Annotated in this window: 20 protein-coding genes and 1 tRNA gene; 11 read left to right on the top strand and 10 right to left on the bottom strand. The window is 55.7% G+C overall.

All coding sequences use genetic code 11. The features are described 5' to 3' along the window. Nucleotides 1–82: 82 nt before the first annotated feature. Genes ACZ5AM_RS01860 through coaD form a run of 5 tightly spaced genes read left to right on the top strand, consistent with a single transcriptional unit; the run spans nucleotide 83 to nucleotide 3,314 of the window. Entirely contained in the window at nucleotides 83–613 is a 531-nt protein-coding gene (locus tag ACZ5AM_RS01860) for a hypothetical protein (protein WP_464915257.1), read from the top strand. Next, nucleotides 595–1,026 carry a hypothetical protein gene (locus ACZ5AM_RS01855; protein WP_464915256.1) on the top strand — a complete coding sequence of 144 codons (432 nt, stop codon included), beginning with the start codon at nucleotides 595–597 and terminating at the stop codon, nucleotides 1,024–1,026. The genes ACZ5AM_RS01860 and ACZ5AM_RS01855 overlap by 19 nt, the downstream gene beginning before the upstream one ends. Before the next feature lie 33 nt (nucleotides 1,027–1,059). Beyond that, nucleotides 1,060–2,037, top strand: a complete 978-nt coding sequence (locus ACZ5AM_RS01850; protein WP_464915255.1) for a bifunctional N(6)-L-threonylcarbamoyladenine synthase/serine/threonine protein kinase — start codon at nucleotides 1,060–1,062, stop codon at nucleotides 2,035–2,037. Continuing rightward, nucleotides 2,028–2,801 carry a DUF835 domain-containing protein gene (locus tag ACZ5AM_RS01845; protein WP_464915254.1) on the top strand — a complete coding sequence of 258 codons (774 nt, stop codon included), beginning with the start codon at nucleotides 2,028–2,030 and terminating at the stop codon, nucleotides 2,799–2,801. The genes ACZ5AM_RS01850 and ACZ5AM_RS01845 overlap by 10 nt, the downstream gene beginning before the upstream one ends. A gap of 9 nt (nucleotides 2,802–2,810) precedes the next feature. Then, nucleotides 2,811–3,314, top strand: coding sequence for a phosphopantetheine adenylyltransferase (gene coaD, locus ACZ5AM_RS01840; protein ID WP_464915253.1), 504 nt, complete (start codon nucleotides 2,811–2,813; stop codon nucleotides 3,312–3,314). On the opposite strand, the gene ACZ5AM_RS01835 is transcribed toward coaD, so the two are convergent. Then, complete coding sequence (locus ACZ5AM_RS01835) at nucleotides 3,289–4,041, bottom strand: Nif3-like dinuclear metal center hexameric protein (protein WP_464915252.1); 753 nt, start codon at nucleotides 4,039–4,041, stop codon at nucleotides 3,289–3,291. The genes coaD and ACZ5AM_RS01835 overlap by 26 nt on opposite strands. A 98-nt stretch (nucleotides 4,042–4,139) precedes the next feature. Here ACZ5AM_RS01835 and ACZ5AM_RS01830 point away from each other — a divergent pair, with 98 nt between their 5' ends. After that, nucleotides 4,140–5,915, top strand: coding sequence for a tRNA uridine(34) 5-carboxymethylaminomethyl modification radical SAM/GNAT enzyme Elp3 (locus ACZ5AM_RS01830; protein WP_464915251.1), 1,776 nt, complete (start codon nucleotides 4,140–4,142; stop codon nucleotides 5,913–5,915). A 26-nt stretch (nucleotides 5,916–5,941) separates the two neighbouring features. Here ACZ5AM_RS01830 and ACZ5AM_RS01825 read toward each other — a convergent pair whose 3' ends face one another. Continuing rightward, a complete protein-coding gene (locus ACZ5AM_RS01825) occupies nucleotides 5,942–6,772 on the bottom strand; it encodes a DUF835 domain-containing protein (RefSeq protein WP_464915250.1) in 831 nt (276 codons plus the stop codon). An 84-nt stretch (nucleotides 6,773–6,856) separates the two neighbouring features. On the opposite strand from ACZ5AM_RS01825, the gene cobO reads away from it, so the two are divergent. Further along, complete coding sequence (gene cobO / locus ACZ5AM_RS01820; RefSeq protein ID WP_464915883.1) at nucleotides 6,857–7,384, top strand: cob(I)yrinic acid a,c-diamide adenosyltransferase; 528 nt, start codon at nucleotides 6,857–6,859, stop codon at nucleotides 7,382–7,384. A gap of 115 nt (nucleotides 7,385–7,499) precedes the next feature. Then, nucleotides 7,500–7,751: a UPF0147 family protein gene (locus ACZ5AM_RS01815; RefSeq protein WP_014122777.1), complete on the top strand. Its 252-nt coding sequence runs from the start codon at nucleotides 7,500–7,502 to the stop codon at nucleotides 7,749–7,751. A gap of 17 nt (nucleotides 7,752–7,768) precedes the next feature. Here the strand turns inward: ACZ5AM_RS01815 and ACZ5AM_RS01810 are convergent, their stop codons facing one another. From ACZ5AM_RS01810 to ACZ5AM_RS01795, 4 genes are read right to left on the bottom strand one after another with little or no spacing between them, the layout of a single operon-like run. After that, nucleotides 7,769–8,332: an aldolase gene (locus ACZ5AM_RS01810; protein ID WP_464915249.1), complete on the bottom strand. Its 564-nt coding sequence runs from the start codon at nucleotides 8,330–8,332 to the stop codon at nucleotides 7,769–7,771. A gap of 11 nt (nucleotides 8,333–8,343) precedes the next feature. Continuing rightward, nucleotides 8,344–8,592, bottom strand: coding sequence for a type II toxin-antitoxin system HicA family toxin (locus ACZ5AM_RS01805; protein WP_464915248.1), 249 nt, complete (start codon nucleotides 8,590–8,592; stop codon nucleotides 8,344–8,346). Next, nucleotides 8,570–8,794, bottom strand: a complete 225-nt coding sequence (locus ACZ5AM_RS01800) for a type II toxin-antitoxin system HicB family antitoxin (RefSeq protein ID WP_464915247.1) — start codon at nucleotides 8,792–8,794, stop codon at nucleotides 8,570–8,572. The genes ACZ5AM_RS01805 and ACZ5AM_RS01800 overlap by 23 nt, the downstream gene beginning before the upstream one ends. Before the next feature lie 34 nt (nucleotides 8,795–8,828). Then, nucleotides 8,829–9,413 carry a hypothetical protein gene (locus ACZ5AM_RS01795; protein ID WP_464915246.1) on the bottom strand — a complete coding sequence of 195 codons (585 nt, stop codon included), beginning with the start codon at nucleotides 9,411–9,413 and terminating at the stop codon, nucleotides 8,829–8,831. Nucleotides 9,414–9,490: 77 nt separating this feature from the next. Between ACZ5AM_RS01795 and ACZ5AM_RS01790 the strand changes: the two genes are divergently transcribed. The 3 genes from ACZ5AM_RS01790 to ACZ5AM_RS01780 all read left to right on the top strand — a co-directional run bounded on the left by ACZ5AM_RS01790 (nucleotide 9,491) and on the right by ACZ5AM_RS01780 (nucleotide 12,003). Next, nucleotides 9,491–9,568 (top strand) — tRNA-Tyr (locus ACZ5AM_RS01790). Nucleotides 9,569–9,597: 29 nt separating this feature from the next. Further along, nucleotides 9,598–10,668, top strand: a complete 1,071-nt coding sequence (locus tag ACZ5AM_RS01785) for a transglutaminase-like domain-containing protein (protein ID WP_464915245.1) — start codon at nucleotides 9,598–9,600, stop codon at nucleotides 10,666–10,668. Between the two features lie 192 nt (nucleotides 10,669–10,860). Next, nucleotides 10,861–12,003 (top strand): M20 family metallopeptidase, encoded by a 1,143-nt coding sequence (locus tag ACZ5AM_RS01780; protein WP_464915882.1) that lies wholly within the window; start codon nucleotides 10,861–10,863, stop codon nucleotides 12,001–12,003. On the opposite strand, the gene ACZ5AM_RS01775 is transcribed toward ACZ5AM_RS01780, so the two are convergent. The 4 genes from ACZ5AM_RS01775 to ACZ5AM_RS01760 form a co-directional block, all read right to left on the bottom strand. Then, nucleotides 11,982–12,812 carry a radical SAM protein gene (locus ACZ5AM_RS01775; protein WP_464915244.1) on the bottom strand — a complete coding sequence of 277 codons (831 nt, stop codon included), beginning with the start codon at nucleotides 12,810–12,812 and terminating at the stop codon, nucleotides 11,982–11,984. The genes ACZ5AM_RS01780 and ACZ5AM_RS01775 overlap by 22 nt on opposite strands. A gap of 19 nt (nucleotides 12,813–12,831) precedes the next feature. Continuing rightward, nucleotides 12,832–13,062 carry a type II toxin-antitoxin system HicA family toxin gene (locus ACZ5AM_RS01770; protein WP_464915243.1) on the bottom strand — a complete coding sequence of 77 codons (231 nt, stop codon included), beginning with the start codon at nucleotides 13,060–13,062 and terminating at the stop codon, nucleotides 12,832–12,834. After that, the gene (locus ACZ5AM_RS01765; RefSeq protein WP_456365250.1) at nucleotides 13,059–13,289 is read right to left on the bottom strand and encodes a type II toxin-antitoxin system HicB family antitoxin; all 231 of its coding nucleotides are present in this window, start codon (nucleotides 13,287–13,289) and stop codon (nucleotides 13,059–13,061) included. The genes ACZ5AM_RS01770 and ACZ5AM_RS01765 overlap by 4 nt, the downstream gene beginning before the upstream one ends. A 76-nt stretch (nucleotides 13,290–13,365) precedes the next feature. After that, nucleotides 13,366–17,481, bottom strand: a complete 4,116-nt coding sequence (locus tag ACZ5AM_RS01760; protein WP_464915242.1) for an MMPL family transporter — start codon at nucleotides 17,479–17,481, stop codon at nucleotides 13,366–13,368. Nucleotides 17,482–17,577 lie beyond the last annotated feature (96 nt).

Here is a 17,577-nt window from a genome sequence, read left to right as displayed (position 1 = left end):
CAGAGTTTAAAAAGCCTGCAGTTCAGGGAAATACTACAAAAAGTTTATAATCCGTGCACGGGTGAAGAGTATTGGTGGTGGGATGAAAAAGGCTACGTCAATGCTCATAGTCCTCGTGATCCTCACCTGCCTCGCCGGCGGCTTTTATGTAGCGTACGCGAACTCCGCCGTTCATCCCACGATTGCCCCCTTTGATGTAATACGGGACCATGAGGTCAATCCTGCCTTTGGGTGGGAGGAGAAATATCTGGGAGATTCAAGAATACCGGTGAGGTACGATGCCTTCCTAGAGTACGCTCCCGGGAAGAGGGTGCCCAACTTCATAGTCTTCTCGTTTCCAAGCGTTGGCGGCCGAGAGGCCATAAAGGACATCAGGGTTTACCTGTGGTACTCCCTTTTCAACGCCTCGAACCAGACCCCGCCCCAGGGTATGCTCGCCCTCAACAACACCGTTCCCCACGGCAAAGCGACGGGCGAGGAAGTCTTCGAGGTCTCCTTCACCTACCGATCCAAAAAGGGACTTCGGAAATACGAATACGCGTTAAATCCCGCCGGTGGCGTCGTTGAATTCTCGACCAAGGGTGCGGGCAGCCTTTGGTCCGTTGGGATATAAACTCCCTCCAGGAGGGCTTGATCAAGGGCTCCGGAACCCCAGACTACCTCCCGGATAACGTCACGGGTAAATTCCGCTACCTCGGCGTGATAACTGTCAGGCCCCTAAACAGCACGATTCCCCAGACGATCATAGCGGTTCTTTCAACCAACGGGACCCTAGTCGAAGGACTTCAGAAGAACGAGGGGACGGGGGTTCTAATAGCCGCCCTGGTGGTTTTCGACTATCAGGAAAGGGAGCTGGGCTGGAAGAGCTGGAACGGCATACCGTACATTGGGATAAAGCGTACTGAGACAATCAAAGTTGTCTCGTTCCTCCTCGGCGACAACGCCGAGACCATCGGGGACGACGGCTTTATGTACCCCCTCCCGGTCGTGGATTTCAGCTATCATCTCAACGTCTCCAGGGGATAACCTTTTTAACGGCTTTTCGATAGTGGGGCCCGTATGATAGCTCTCGGGATTGAGGGAACGGCCCACACGCTCGGCATCGGCGTAGTTACTGAAGAGAAGGTTCTGGCCAACGTATTCGACACCCTAACCACCGAGAGGGGCGGGATCCACCCAAAGGAGGCCGCCGAGCATCACGCGAGACTTTTGAAGCCTCTGCTTAAAAAAGCCCTAAAAACTGCAGGGATAACGCTCGAAGACGTCGATGTAATAGCCTTCTCACAGGGGCCCGGCCTCGGTCCGGCCCTCCGTGTAGTAGCGACGGCCGCGAGGGCCCTTGCGATAAGGCACAACAAGCCGATAGTAGGGGTGAACCACTGCATCGCCCACGTGGAAATCACTAAAATGTTCGGAGTTAGGGATCCTGTCGGTCTGTACGTGAGCGGCGGAAATACGCAGGTTCTGGCTTTGGAAGGCGGCCGCTACCGCGTGTTCGGGGAAACTCTGGACATAGGCATAGGCAACGCCATAGACACCTTTGCGCGCGAGCTGGGGATAGGCTTCCCGGGCGGGCCGAAGATTGAGAGGCTCGCTCAAAAGGGCGAGCGCTACATTGAACTCCCCTACGCCGTCAAGGGGATGGATTTGAGCTTCTCCGGGGTCCTTACTGAGGCTGTCAGGAAGTACAGAACCGGGAAGTACCGCGTCGAGGACCTGGCCTACTCCTTCCAGGAGACCGCCTTTTCCGCTTTGGTCGAAGTTACTGAGAGGGCAATAGCGCACACGGGCAAGGACGAGGTTGTGCTAGTTGGGGGCGTTGCAGCGAACAACAGGCTCCGCGAGATGCTCAGGACAATGGCCGAGGACAGGGGAGTAGACTTTTTCGTCCCGCCCTACGACCTCTGCAGGGACAACGGTGCCATGATAGCCTACACAGGACTGAGGATGTACCGCGGTGGGGTAAGGTTTAAAATAGAGGATACCGTTGTGAAGCAGAAGTTCAGGACCGACGAGGTCGAAGTTGTATGGAGCTGACCGTTTCATACGTCCGTTTGATCTATGACATCGTCCTCCTTCTAGCAATGGGTTACATCTGGCTGTTTTTTGCCAAGAGGTGGAACAGGTACACGTCGGAGCTGAGGCCTTTCGTCAGAAACGCCACGATATTCCTGGGCCTTGGAGTCATAGGAAGGTTACTGGATCTGATAACCGATTTTATGAACGTCCCCCAGCAGGACAACCTGTTTGTTGGACTCTACGGGATCTCAATCCTCGGGGTCATCTACACAATGGTCGACTACATGCTCCTTCTGGAGAGGAAGTACCTCCCAACCCGCGTTCCGGTTACTTCAAAACCTACCTCCCAAGACAGCCGTCTGAAGGGTGCCTATTTGGCCTTCGGCTCCAAGTCGAAGATGGTGGACATATTCAACCTCATAAGATCCCTGAAGCTCCCGACCCTCGCCTTCACAAGGAACCCCCAGCTATACAGCGGGATGGACTTCGTAGCCCCGGTTTGGGTTACCCAAGCCACAGACAGGGGCGTGCCCCCGACGAAGCTCCACGTGATCCAAGATCAGGCCATAAGCTTCGTCCGCGAGAACCCCGAGTCCGTGGTGCTCATAGACTGCCTCGAGTACCTCCTTCTCTACAACGACTTCACCTCCGTCTTCAAGTTCCTCGTGAACCTCAAGGACCACCTTCTCCCGGCCGGCGCCGCACTAATAGTCATCGTGGACGAGAACGCCCTCGACGAGAGGCAGAAGGCCCTCCTTTTGAGGGAGTTCGAGCCCCTGTGAGGGATCCGGATGGGGAAAAAGCCATACAGAAAAGTGGTAGTTGGGGGAACCTTCGACAGGCTCCACCTCGGCCACAAAGCCCTTCTGAGAAAGGCCTTTGAAGTAGGGAAGTACGTCTACGTCGGCCTAACCTCGGACGAGATGATAAAGGACAAGCCCTACGCCGAAAGGATTCTGCCCTACGAGATCCGCCTCAGGGATCTCCTAAAGTTCTTCGAGGTCAACGGCTACTCCAACTACCGCGTTATAAAGATCCATACCGCTATAGGCTTTGCCGACAGGATGAAGGGCCTTGAGGCCATAGTCGTGAGCGAGGAGACCTACAAGGGAGCATTAATCGTCAACAGGGCGCGGGAGGAGAGGGGATTGAAACCCCTGGACATAGTCACCATAAAGCTGGTGAAGAGCAGGATCGGGCCGAAGATCAGTTCATCCCTCATACGGGCCGGCCTCATAGACCCCTTCGGGAACCCGCTGAAAAAAGAAATCAAAGGCCGGTCGGCTCGTCTATGAAGAAAACCTCCAAGTCAAACCGCTCCTTCAGCAGTCTCATAAGGGCCCTCACTCCAAGCGTCTCGGTCTTGTAGTGACCCGCAACGAGGACGCTCTGCGGAAGGTCTACGGCGGTTAGGTAGTCGGTGTGTCCAAATTCGCCGGTTATCAGGAGGTCTATCCCCTTCCGATAAGCCTCCTCCAGGGAGAACGCTCCGGCCCCGCTGACCGCTCCAACCGTTTTGATTTCCCTCTTCCCGAACTCGTAGGTTTTTACCGTTGCGTCGAGCTTCTCCGCCAACGTCTGCGCGACCTTCTCTATCGGCTCGGGCTTTTCGAACTCACCCCAGAAGCCTACGCTCAAGCCCCTGTACTCGCCGAAGGGGCCCTTCGGCTCCAAGTCGAGCAGTCTCAGCAGTTCTACGTTGTTTCCGACCTCGGGGTGGGCATCGAGCGGAAGGTGAGCGACGTAGAGGTTCAAACCGCTCTCCATAAGGGCCTTAAGCCTTTTGTAGTGTATTCCGGTTACGTAGTTCAGCCCGCCCCAGATCATGCCGTGGTGGACGATGAGCATGTCCGCCTTTTCTTTGACGGCCCTCCCGATGGTTTTTAGGGTGGTGTCAACGGCGAAGGCAACGCGCCCAACTTCTTCCTTCCCTTCGACCTGCAGGCCGTTGCTCGACTTGTCGGGGTAGGCCGAAATCTGGAGGTACTCATCGAGGAATGAAACGAGTTCGTCGCGGTTCATCTTCTCACCTCTATTCACTTGGTGAATTATTCACTAACTGAATATGTCCGGCAAACCCTTTTAAAACCGCCTGGCAAGTTGGGTCGAGAGGGAGGTATATGGACGGCGAGAACTTCAGGAGGGCAGTTGAGGATATAGCGAGAGCTGTCTTAGCCGGCGAGATAAAGAGCAGAGAAGAGCTCAACCGCTACAAGATAGCCGTCTCCAGGAAGTATCATCTCTCAAAGATTCCGGGCAACTCCGACATCTTAAAGGCCATCCCCGAGGGGGAGCGCGAGCGCTTTAGGGATCTGCTCAAGAGGAAGCCCACCAGAACCATAAGCGGCGTGGCAGTTGTGGCAATGATGACAAAGCCCTTTCCCTGCCCGCACGGGCGCTGCATTTACTGCCCCGGCGGGCCAAGCGTCGGCTCCCCTCAGAGCTACACGGGCAAAGAGCCCTCTGCTCTTCGTGCAGTCCAGAGTGCCTATCATCCTTACATCATCATGATGCGCAGGTTAAAGCAGCTAACCGACATAGGCCACGACGTGGACAAGGTCGAGGTGATAATCCAAGGAGGGACTTTTCCAGCCGTTGACCTCGATTACCAGGAGTGGTACGTAAAATGCGCCTTCAAGGCGATGAACGACTTTCCGTATTTCAAAGACATCGAAAACCTCGAGGAGAAGCTCGTACGGCTGATAGTCAAGAGAGATAAGTCCATCTTTGAGGAAGACCCAAAGTTCAGGGAGGCCTGGCTTAAAACCCACAGGAAGCCCTACTACTACCTTGAGGACGAGCAGAGGAGGAACGAGAGAGCAAGGGTGAGAATGGTTGGCCTGACGATAGAGACGCGCCCGGACTGGGCCTTCGAGAGGCAGATAGACAGGATGCTCCGCTTTGGAACAACGAGGGTGGAGCTGGGCGTTCAAACGGTCTTCAACTTCATCCACGAGAGGACAAAGAGGGGTCACGGCGTCGAGGAGATAGTCAAGGCGACCCAGCTTTTGAGGGATGCAGGCCTCAAGATCAACTACCACATAATGCCAGGTCTTCCGGGGAGCAACTTCGAGAGGGATCTGTACACGTTTAAGGCCATCTTCGAGGATTCCCGCTTCAGGCCCGACATGCTCAAGATATACCCGACGCTTGTGACGGCCGATGCGCCGCTCTACGCCTGGTACAAGGCCGGCAAATACCGCCCGTACACGACGGAAGAGGCCGTTGAGCTGCTCGTTGAGGCCTACAGGCACTTCCCTAAGTGGGTCCGCGTCATGAGGATTCAGCGCGACATCCCGGCCAAGCTCATCGTTGCCGGCGTCAAGCACTCCAACCTGGGCCAGCTCGTCTTTAACGAGCTGATTAAGCGCGGTATAAGGCCGAGGGAAATACGCTTTAGGGAAGTCGGCCACCAGATGGAGAAGTTCGGAATCGAGCCTGAAGTGGAGCACATCAAGCTCCTCCGCGAGGACTACGATGCCGCCGGAGGAAACGAAATCTTTCTGAGCTTTGAGGACGTGAAAAACGACATCCTCATAGGCTTTCTTAGGTTAAGAATTCCGAGCGAAAAAGCTCACAGGAAGGAGATAAACTGCTGTCCGTCGGCGATAGTGAGGGAGCTCCATGTCTACGGCCCGCTCGTGCCGATAGGGGGCAAACCGAAGTACGAGTGGCAGCACCGCGGCTACGGAAGGGAGCTTTTGAGCGAGGCAGAGAGGATAGCGAGGGAGGAGTTCGACGTGAAGAAGATGCTCGTAATAAGCGGCGTTGGAGTCAGGGAGTACTACAGAAAGTTCGGCTACAGGAAGAACGGCCCCTACGTGGCTAAGAGGCTCGATAAAGGCTACGCTGAGTACAAAAAGAGCAGGGAGTTCGACGGCCACCTGAACACCTGATCCTTCACTTTTGCCAACGGAAGGCCTCAAGTGGAAATGCCCTCCATGAGCCCCGAGACCTCGGAAAGCTCCGACCTTATGAAGGCGAACACCCTATCGCTGACGGCGTTTTTGTCCACCGCGATCAGGAGGACCCCCCTGTTCAGTGAAGCTAAGTCCTTAAGGCTGGTTATGAACTTCAGGATAGCGTCGTCCCCGTTCTCAAGGATCAGGTACTCGAGGCAGTCGATGAGGATGACCTTGTCCATGTCGGTGGCCTCGAGGAAGCCCCTGAGGTGCTCCAGAAGGTAGGGAAGGCGGGTCGGATTTACGGCCCCCTCGCCATCAACCTTCGAGATCCAGAGCACGGGCACCCTCTTGAGGCCGAGCTTTCCGCGGAACATCTCCGGCGGCTCGCGGCTCACGGCGATCGCGGGAAGGTGAAAGCGCTTGGTGAGAACCTGGAAAGCCCTGTAGACTTCCTCAACATCGCCCCAGTAGCCGCCGTAACGGAGGTTCTCGGCGGGTTCGACGGCGATGGGGACTATCATGTACCGGCCGCGGCCGAAGGGCACGTATGTGAGGAAAGAGGAGAGGAACAGGAACAGGGCCCCTCCAACGAGGAGGATCGAGCGGATGGTGTAGAAGGTCTGGTTCGAATCTAAGATCGTCGTCCTGAGGAGAACGCCTATAACCTGGGCAATCGAGACCAGGGTGAACGCCAGGATGAGCATATCAAAGACGCGGGAGAAATACTTGAACCCCATGTTGCTCTTCGCGGTCTTGGCCATGAACACCAGCATCACGACTATCGAAGCGGAGAGAACGAGAACTATGAGGTCCCTGATGAAGTAGCCCCACGAGATTACTTCAACCATAGTAGACAGTTCGCGACGGGAATATTTAAACCATGCGTCCGGAAGCGTTTTAACGTGATGGATCAATTATCCAAGGGTGAGCACATGACGTGGAGGGAGAAGCTCGGTCTGGTCCACATCTACACGGGCAACGGAAAGGGAAAGACGACGGCGGCTTTGGGCTTAGCCGTCAGGATGCTGGGTTCGGACGGAAAAGTCATGGTTATACAGTTCATGAAGGCCCCTAGGGCCTATGGGGAGCAGAGGAAGATCGAAGAATGCGGGGCGGCAATAGAGTCGTTCGGCCTTCCAAAGTTTGTCCACGGAAAGCCCGAACCTGACGACATAGAGGCGACTAAAAAAGCCCTTCAGCGCGCGAAAGAAGTGGTCTCGAGCGGCGAGTGGGATCTCGTGATCCTAGACGAGGTGTGCGTCGCCCTGGGCTTCAAGATGCTAGACGTAGAGGAGGTGGAGGAGCTCATCAGGAACAAGGCCCCGAAAACGGAGCTGGTCCTCACGGGCCGCTACTGTCCGGAGGAACTCTTTGGGCTAGCTGACTACGTAACCGAGATGAGGGAGATAAAGCACCCCTACCAGAGGGGCGTCCTGGCGAGGAGGGGCGTCGAGTACTAGAGTCGGAGGCGAGGGAGGTTTCGACGATTGACCGAAAAGCTTATTTAGTGAGGCGAGTTTAGAATACACGGGGAGATTTTAGTAACAATTCTTAAGAAAAGTGGGGGGTGAGAGGATGAGCGAGCTGATCCAGCAGATCGTGCAGGTTCTCAAGGAGCAGGTCGTCCAGGACACGGTCGTTCCGAGGAACATAAGGCGCGCCGCCGAGCAGGCCATCGAGGTTCTCCTCGACGAGAGCAAGGAGCCCGCTGTTAGGGCCGCCGACGCCATAGCGATCCTTGAGGAGATAAGCGAGGACCCGAACATGCCGATGCACACGAGGACTATCATCTGGGAGGTCCTCGGTGCCCTCGAGCAGGTTAAGTGAGCCTTTGGTTTTTCCGCTCATTTCCTGCTCAGGTACCACAGCTTCGCGCTCTCCTCAACCAGTTCGGCCTTGTAGAATGCCTCCCTAAGGCTCTTTCCAACGGTTACGATACCGTGTTTTGCCATCAAAACTGCGTCCGATTCCCCAATGGCCTCCGCCACGACCCTGGCCAGCTCTTCAGTCCCGGCCGGCCTGAAGGGCGCGACGGGTATTTTTCCGAGGTAGAGTTCCGCCTCGGGCGTTATTATCGGCAGCTCCCCCTCGTCTTCGAGCAGGGTAGCCGCGACCGTCGCGTACGGCGGGTGGAGGTGGGCTATGGCTTTTACGTCCGGCCTCTTTCTGTAAACCGCCAAATGGAGGCGGTACTCCGAGGAGGGCCTTATGGCTGAGAGCTGCCGTCCGTCCATGTCTATGAGAGCGACCTGTTCGGCCGTCATGTCGTCCATGACCGCTCCGGTGGCTTTGATGAAGACCAGTTTTCCCTGCCTGATGCTCAGGTTCCCGCCGAAGGCGGCAGTCAACCCGCGCTCGTGGGCTTTCTTTGAGTATAAAACGAGCTGACGCTTAACCGTCCGAGCCATAAGATTCACCCCTAAAGTTTCTTCAACATTTCAACGAGCTCATCCTTCGGGATCCCGTTCCAGATGGAAACCTTGCCCAGAATATCGTTGAGGGTGCCCTTGGCGATTTCCCCGTGATAAGGAACCGTTATCTTGTGGGTTCCCACGGGGGTTTGTTTCTCAAGCCTTACGTGGCTACCCCTCTGTCTCACCACCCTGTAGCCGAGTTTTTCCAGGAGTTTTATCAGCTTTTCTCCGCTAACTACTGGCAGTTTGCTCAACGCGGGGCACCTCGAACTGTGAAAGTGTCATGACGATTATCTCCTCTCCCCTCTCGATTTCCTCCTCAAAATGCAGCTCAACGGCCTCACGGAGATTTTCCATGAGCTCATCCAGTGTTTTTCCCTGGGTGAATATATCCTCCCCAATCCCCCGAGCACACCAGTACTCGCCGTCAAAATAAACGTCGAACTTAACTATCATGCTCCCACCAACATACTCTCCGGGCTGCCGGTACTTATACCTTACCTCTAACCCTGACTCCATAGCCGCAGTCCCGACAGTATGCCCTCTCTCCCTTCCAGGCCAGCTCGCCGCCGCAGACGGGGCATGTACCGAGCTTTCCGCTCCCCTTCCAGCGCTCGTAGGTCTCGCGGTCGATGACGAGGAACGGGCCTTCGTCGTCTTCCTCAAAGTGGCCGAGAACTGGGTTGCTCTTAAGTTCCAGTGTCTCGGCGTCGATTATAACTGGCTCCAAACCTATGTTGCCCTCGTATTCGAGGTCGTTAGCTGGCAGTATCTCGACTATGAAAGCGTTGAGCTGCCTGTCTCTGTACGCGATGACCTCGAGTGCATCGCTCAGCTCGCCGCTCGCGGAGATGACGTCGATCACGAGGGCCTCCCCCCTGGGGAGGACGATGGCCATAACCTCCCCGCTCCTGAGCAAAGCCACCCCGCGGTCGAGGCAGCTCTCCTCAAGTCCCATCCCCTTTAGAATCCTCCTCACGTCGTCCCCGCCCGGCAAACTACCGCTCTCCATTATCCTCTCGCCGAGCTCCTTCGCAAGGGGCATAGCGAGGTTGACCGGCTCGTACACCTTCATGCTCCCACCGTCCCGGGGTCGGGAGAAAAATTTATAAACCTACCCCGGCCACTAAGGAACGGGTTGCCCAGTAGGGTCCCGCGGTAGCCTAGCCTGGGAGCGGCGGCGGACTGTAGATCCGCAGGTCCCCGGTTCAAATCCGGGCCGCGGGACCACCAGAAATCAAATTCTCGGGGCCTTTTCAATGAAGCGCGCTGTAAAGGTACTAGAGGTTCTCACCTGGGTTCTAGTTCTCCTTTTGATAGGGGTTACCCTCGACGTTTCCTTCAACGACGCGAGGCTTTCAAGGGAATACCTCCCCCACGTAGTCGTCGAGAAGATCGAGGCACTCCAGGAAAAGACCCGGGCCCTAACGGGGATAAACGACCCCGTGAAGGAGGCCTTTGAGAGGTACCTGAACGAGCCCCGGGAAACGGCGGTTCTGGAGAACCTTTCATCCAAACTCAAAGGGAGGGATTTAGTCGAGTCCACGTGGAACATCCTTCTCTGGGAAGACGAGCACGTAAGCTACGACTACGGGAGAACCGAGCCCCAGTTCCGGCCACCCTCAGAGGTTATCCGATCCGGAAAGGGCATCTGCGGGGACTACAGCCTCCTCACAGCCGGTCTCCTTCTGGCCATGAACTACTCCCCCGTTTACGTCCTGGCGATAGAGTTCAACGACTCCGACGTCGGACACCTGACGGCGGCCATTAAGGTGGAGGACGAGTACCTCGTGGCCGACCAGCATCCACCCCTCATGGATCTCGCCGCCTACTACAGACACTGGGCCGTTTACGGGGCAAACGTTACCGGGAAGAGACTCCACATAGACCACGCCGATCTCTACGGGGTGTACTCGGAGAACGGCAGGGTGGAGGTCAGGTACCTGGGAACCCTAAGCCCGGCCGATTTCCTCAGCGAGGACTACAACATGAGCTACGAGGACGTTAGAAAGCTGGAGTGGAGCATCGTATCCCTGATCCGGGAGAAATATCCCAGCCTGAAACCTAATCCAGTTCTGGAAGGCTCTGAGAAAGCCGATTCCCCACCGAGGGGCTACCGATCGGTTTCCATATTCGAGGGCGTTTTTCCTGCCTACGCGGACTACTACCTCCCTCAGACCCACGGGGAGTTCTCACGGTTGATAGTCGACACCATCCTGACGAAGGACGACCTCAGGGGGGCACTGGAGCGATCGGACTCGTTCTGGGTGAAGGTCGAAACGGACGGCCCCTCGCTGAGGGTGATCGTCTACGCGGGCAGGAGAATGTGAATGGAGGATCTCCAATTTCCGATCGTTTGTACAACGATCCAAGGTTTTATTGTAAACTCTCCAATATAACCGCTTTTTGATGATAATTTCCCAGAGTTGTGAAAAGGCAACTGGATATTTCCTAATGAAATCCCCGAAAACCCTAGAAAGACATTTAAACTTTAAGTTCTAAGTTCTACCACGGTGGGTGTCATGGAGGTAGAGTTATTAAAAGAACTTGTCTCAATACCATCGCATTTTGGAAACGAGAAAAAAATCTCGGAGTTCATCGGGTCTTTTCTAGAGGAATACGGGCTCGCCGTGAAGTACCAAGAGGTTGAAGGTTTTGGAAGCAACGTCATCTCCCGCATCAAAGGAAAGAAGCTCACCGTTGTTCTGAACGGACACATGGACACCGTCGGAGCTGGGGACGGGTGGACGCGCAACCCGTGGGGCGAGGTAGAAGGGGACAGGTTCTACGGCCTCGGAAGCGCCGACATGAAGGGTGGGCTTGCAGCCCTGATGAGCGCGTTTGTTGAGGTGTCCCTGCTCCCAAAGAGGAAGAGGCCAACGGTGGTTTTCACCGCGGTCGTCGACGAAGAAGGCTATTCCCGTGGGGCGTGGCGGCTGATAGAGAGCAGGGAGGTAAAGGACGCCGACCTAGTCCTAGTGGGGGAGCCAACGAACGAAAGTCTGATGCTCGGCGCGAGGGGGAGGTTCGTCATAAAGCTGCGCCTGCGCGGGAAAAAGGCCCACGCTGCACGTCCCGAAAAGGGAATAAACGCGATAGAGGAGCTCTCAAAGCTCCTATCCCGCCTCCCCAGCATAAAGACGAAGAAGCACAGAAGACTTGGATCGGGCTCATACTGCACCCTCTACGTGCACGGGGAGGCCGATGGCCTAAGCGTCCCTGAAGTGGCGGAGGCCGTTGTGGACAGGCACGTTGTTATAGGTGAGGATTGGGAGAGGGTAGCCAGAGAGCTGAGGAAGGCCGCCGAAAGGGCTGGAGTAAGGGGGGAGCTTGAGGTAGAGAGGTTCCCACGCCCGACCCCGGACATGCTCCCCTACGCCATCAGGGAAAACAACCGCTTCGTTTCACTCCTGGAGAAAACGTACTCCCTTCTCTGGGGGAAGACTCCAGAGAAAACCTACGGGAAAAGCGTCGGGGACTTCAACTACTTCGGAACATATCTGGGCGTGCCAACGATCGTCTTCGGGCCGATCGGGGGCAACTGGCACGGCTCCGACGAGTGGGTCAGCATAACGTCCGTCCAAAGGGTGAGGAAAACTTACGTGGAGTTCCTTAAGGCCCTGGGAAACTCCGGTAGGACGAATCACATAACGCAGCACTCGTAGATCATCTCTACTTCTCTAAGCGTTTTCGCCCACTCTATCACCTTCCTCGGGGGGTTGGTCAGCCTATCAACGCCAGCCAAAACCGCCCCCCTGTCGAAGTCGAGCCTCCATCTTCCGAGGGGGCGCATACAGCCTATGCTCAGCTCGCCCTCGAAGCGCTCGCGAGCGTACCTAACCACGTCGAGGCTCTCTTCCACCGAAGGCTTTGGGACGCCCTCCATCTCGGTTCCTTTCGTCGGAATGAGCACGTCCAAGACGATGACGTCTATTGGATACTCAACCAGCATGTCTATCGCCTTGTACTCCCAGTGGATCCTCCCGAAGTCCAGGCCGATGGTTATGTGTGGTGCAACCTTGATTCCGTTCTCTGTGAGGAGATCTAGGATTCTGATATAGTCCCTGACTGTTTTGTCTATCTTGTAGACCCGCTTTATCACACCATCGTCGCCCACGAAGTCGAGGGAAACGACATCAACCCAGCGGAGCCATTCCAGGTCGGCCTCGTCGATAAAGCCAACGTGGGCGTTGAGCTTTAGGTTCGTTCTTCGCTTTATCTCCTTTATCTCGTCCGCGTAGAAGTCGAGGGGAACCTTCAAACGACCATCCATCCCACCGCTCAGCAGACAGCCGAGGTAGCCCTTCCTGTCGAGGTCGAGGCAGTAGTTCAAGAGTTCTCTCCGCTCGGGCTTCCTCATGCCCTCTAAGTAGTGCCTACCGCAGTGGGCGCAGTTTAAAGCGCAGGCGTTACCCGTAACTGAGATAGAGGGAAACTTTATTCCTGGGATGTAAATTTTGAGCTTTCTTTTCATTGTATCACCTCAAAACAGGCTAAGGGTCGTCTAGGAGCTCAATAAATTCCCTAACATCCAGCCCGGCTTCTCTGATTATCGCCCTCAAAAGGCCAGTCTTTAGCCTTCTGTGGATCGGAACCACGATCAGCCTTCCGTCTCGTCCTTCGAGTACCACATGCGAACCCTTCTGCCTAACAGGCCGGTAGCCCACCTTTTTCAGGGCTTTTATTGCATCAGTCCCAGAAACATCGCGGGGGAGCTTGCTCATACCGATACCTCTACCACGGCGCTCTCACGGTGTTTTTTCAGGAGTTCCCTTTGGGCCCTCTTGAGTTCCCTTTCCTCCACGGTTTCGAGGTACAGCTCTATAGCTTCTCTGATGTTTTTCAGGGCCTCCTCCTTTGTCTCGCCTTGGCTGAAGCAACCGGGAAGAGCGGGGACGTAGGCCACGTATCCGCCTTCGGGCTGCGGCTCAAGGATGACCTTAAGCTTCATACCACCACCGTGAGGATTTAGAAGGCGAGGCTTAAAAATCTAAAGGAAGCCAAAACGGAAAAAATATGAAAGGAAATCACTTCCTCCCTTCCCCGTGGTTCTTGAACAGCGGCCACCAGGCCTTCTCTCCGAAGAGGCTCATGAAGGCAGGGCCTATGAAGTAGACCGCCATCGTAGCCGTCAGCAGGATTCCAGCCGCTAATGCAAAGCCGATCTCCCTGGTTCCCCACGTACTGCTGAGCATCAAAGCTCCGTAGGTGCTCGCCAGAACCACCGAAAGGCCTATGACGAGCTTGTCCATGGTTCCCGCTGCAACTATGAGTGCTTCGTCGGGCTTTCTGCGCTCGAACTCGTCCCTGGCTTTGACGAGGTAGAAGCTGTTGTAGTCTATGCCGACTCCCATCAGCACGACGAAGACCATGAGCGGCAGGAACCACATGACATCCTGACCGAAGACCCTCTCGAAGAGCCACGTCGAGACCCAGATGCTCGTCATAACGCCGAGGAATATGGTGATCATTGTGGAGGCAACCGCCGGTAGTCCCTTGAGCGTCGGGATGAGCGAGAGGAACATCAGCACCAGAGCGACTGGGATTATCCTGTGCCAGAAGATGTCGTTTATCCTGTCCGTTAGATCCATCGAGAGCGCCGCCCCACCGCCAACTAGGCCATCTCTAATCCTCGGGTTCTTCTCCGCCAGCTCCCTGACGTAGGCCCTAAGCTCCTTCACGAACTCCCTGGCCTCTTTGTCCGTCGGCCTGTAAACGGTCTCGACCTGGAGAAGCACCTTGTCCCCCTTCGACGAGATAAACCTGTCGCCGCCGAGGGCCTTTACGGCCGAAAGAGTTAAATTCTGGACTGGTTCTCCGTAGGGCCTCGTTGGCGAGTAGACGGCCTTAACGCCCTCCATTGAAGCGATGTGGGTAGTAACCTCGTCCACGAGCTTGAGATCAGCGTTGGTAACGTTGCCGTTGAACTCGATTATCACGTAGTTGGGCGACATGAGTGAAGCTCCCAACTTTTCCTCGCTGAGAGTCATGAACTTGAGCGTATCGCTGTTCTCGGGCAGGAAGAGGCTCATGTCGTGGGTTCCCTTGAAGGTGAGGAAGGTGTAGGTTGCTGGAGCCGCTATTAGGAGCGCTATTACCAGGACGAGCTTTGCGTGCCTGATGACCCATTGGGCAATCTTGCTCCTCTCGTGGACGTCCATGGCACTTACGTGCCTTATGTGCCTCGGCCACCAGAACCAGCTCTTGTCGCCTATCAGCGCTGTTATGGCCGGTATGAAGGTCAGACTTGCCAAAAGAACCGTGATTACCGCCAGGGGCGCTATTATGCCCATCTGCTGGAATATCGGAAACTCCCAAGCTAGGATGAAGCTCGCGAAGGCTATGATGTCTGTGAAAGCACTGGCCAAAACGGCATCTTTAGCCCTCCTCAGCGCTTCTGCCACGGCTTTCTCGTGCTCGTAGCCTTCAGCAAGATACTCCTTGAAGCGGTGGACGTAGTAGGTGGAGTAATCTATACCAAGACCCAATGCGGTCGTTATCGTCAGCATCTGGGCCCAGCTCCCCATGTTCAGGATCCCGCCCCTGGCGAGCAGGTAAGCTATTCCCAGGGCTGTGAGGGCAGAGGTCGCAACGCCAGTGAACGGCAGGAAAGTCGCGAGGAGGGCCATTCCCATGAGGACGAAGAGAACCACGAGGGCCATTATCATGCTCGCCCTGGTTGTAGTGCTGTTGTCCCTCTTGCCGTACTCGGTCATCTCGTGCATCTGTATTACCGTTCCTCCGAGGGCACCGTCGACGTCAGGGAAGTACTTCCCGAACTCCTCAAAGACTATCTTTTTGACGAGAGTAGCGTTTTCCGCCCGGTATTTGTAGAGGTCGTCGCTAGGGCCGGGCCTTCCGCGCGGGACGAATGTTATGAGCATCGTCATGTTGTCGTCGCTCTTGAGCATCCTCAGGTAGGTTCCAGCCTTCTCCTTCACCGTCGGGAAGAGCTCTTCCGCCAGGGGCCTGACGTCATCCCCTGTCATCGCATCCGGCTCGTCCTTGAAGCGGAAGGCGATGTCCACTAGCTTCGACGCGTTGAAGGTTATCTCTATGCCGTAGGGGTTGTTGCTCGCGTAGGAAGTGACGAAGGACTTGACGGCGTTTTTGACTAGGCCAGCTATTTCCTCACCGCCCATCGGGTAGTTCCTGACGACCCCCTCCGTGATGTTGAGGAAAACCCCTTTGAACTCCTCGGGAACGCTCACGTTGGCGTTTTCCATCCGCTCCCTCGCCCCTTCGAGGAACAACTCCTCGGCGAGCTCCCTCGGCTCGGCCCCCTCGTAGAGTTTCTTTACGATCTCCGAGACGTTGAACTCTGCATTTCCTCCCATCTTTGAGGCCAGAGTCGAGACCACTTTTACAGTCGCATCCTCAAGCCTTTCGCCGCCGATTATTCCCTCCGGGTCTTCGGTAGCAGTTTTGGTTATCAACTCGGCGAGTTCGTCGGCGTTTGGAACGCCTTTGCTCCTCAACTCTCCAGCTAGGCCGGCCTTAAGCATCTGGAGGGCGATCCCATCGAGAACTCTTTCATCTCCGTTGCTCTCGTATATTTCCTTCAGCAACCTTTCATCAACGTTTATGCCCATGCGGGCTGTTATGGTTTTGAGGACCGAGATAGTCGCTTCCTCAAGAACACCCGGGTCTTTCGAGAGAACTCCAGTGGCGTTTTCGTCGTAACTCAAAACAGTGTCAACTATTGGCCGGGCGAACTGAGAAGCTCCACTTGGGAGGTTTTCCTCAATGCCCGCGAGGAGGATGTCCCTCTCAAGATCCTTCGTCGGGCCCTTCACCAGAAGCTCCAAAAGGACTCCCTTCGCGTTCGGGAGCTTAGAGATCGGATTGTTTGATTCACTACCCATGAGCAAGAGGGCGACCTCAACGGTGGCGTTCTCAACGGCTTTAGCGATCGGGTTCGGACCGAGCGAGATTGCAGCCTCGACTATTTCGGAGAAGGTCTCCGCATTCAGCGTTCCAAAGCCCTCAACCTCGACCGTCTGGTTGCTCCGAGCTATCACCTCCGGGAGGCTCTGCAGAGCGGAGGTGGCTATGCCGGAAACCGCCCCCTCGAGCTGATCTGCCGGCATGTTCTGGAGGGCGTACTCGCTTCCGGCTTTTTCGTCGAAGGCCTCGACACCGAAGTAGAAGGCTTTTCCATAGGCCTCAACGAGCGGAATCTGCTCCTCTTGAGAGCCCGCCTTTACGATGCCTTCAGTTACGTTGGCAAGGAATGGATCTGTGACGGCACCGCTCCCAGCGCTGGTGTAGACCGGGTAAACCGAGTTGAAGACCGCGTAAACGAACTCCGGTGTCGTTCTAGTCCGGTTGACTATCGCCTGCGCCTCGGCCTGAGTGAGATTTCCCCTGTCATAGGCTCCGCTTGCCAGAATGGCCCTGTGGACGGCTATAACTCCCATGTAGGTCTTCCCGTAGGTCAAGTTGAGGGCGTAGAGACCGGAATTCAGGTCAGCCAAGGTGGAGTTGAGGGATCTGAGCATCCCGGCTGTCGAAGTGAGGTTGCCGTGAAGGGAGACGTAAGCCACGTCCGTCTGGTTCAGCGCGTTCCTGAGGAGAACCGTCTGGTTGTAGAGGGAGGTGACGTTTCTCTTCAACGCCAGATAACCCTTCGCGGCACCGACGAGGCCGTTTTTAACCATCTCAGTGGTGTTGGAGAGCCCGTAGGTCAAGTTGAGAACCCGGCCAAAGCCCTCCTCGCTCTGAAGGGCGGTTGAGTAAAGAACCCCCGTGAGGTTCGCTGTCATTCTGGTGAGGTTCAGGGTTAAATCGTAGGTCATGTTCCAGAGCTCGTTGAGGGCGTCGTAGTAAGAGGTTACGTTGTCGGCGTATTTGCCTTCAACGCGTTCCTTGAAGGCGTAATAAGCCCGCCTGGTTCTCTCGTCGTTGACGCTCACGTTCGTGATGAGGAGGTAGGTGGTGTTCTCGTTCTGGGCTTTGGAGAACTCCTCGGACATTATGTCCTGAACCTTCACGGACTCGATCTGGTTGGAGAACATCTGCTCCTCGCCGTAGTTGGTAACCTCGCTCAGCTTAGCGGCGAGAGGCGACATTACGACTATGAGCACGACCCACGTGAGGAGCACGAGCTTGGCGTGCTTGGCTATCCATTCGTTCCAGGCCATCGCAACCACCCCAAGACTTTTAAACAGTTGCCGCATATATGTCAACTGTAAATCTATCTTTATCAAATATGTTTAATTCAGACATATATGGGTCGG

Source organism: Thermococcus fumicolans, from assembly GCF_055386755.1.
Note: the sequence above shows the minus strand (reverse complement) of the source record. Positions and strands in the feature narration are given on the sequence as shown.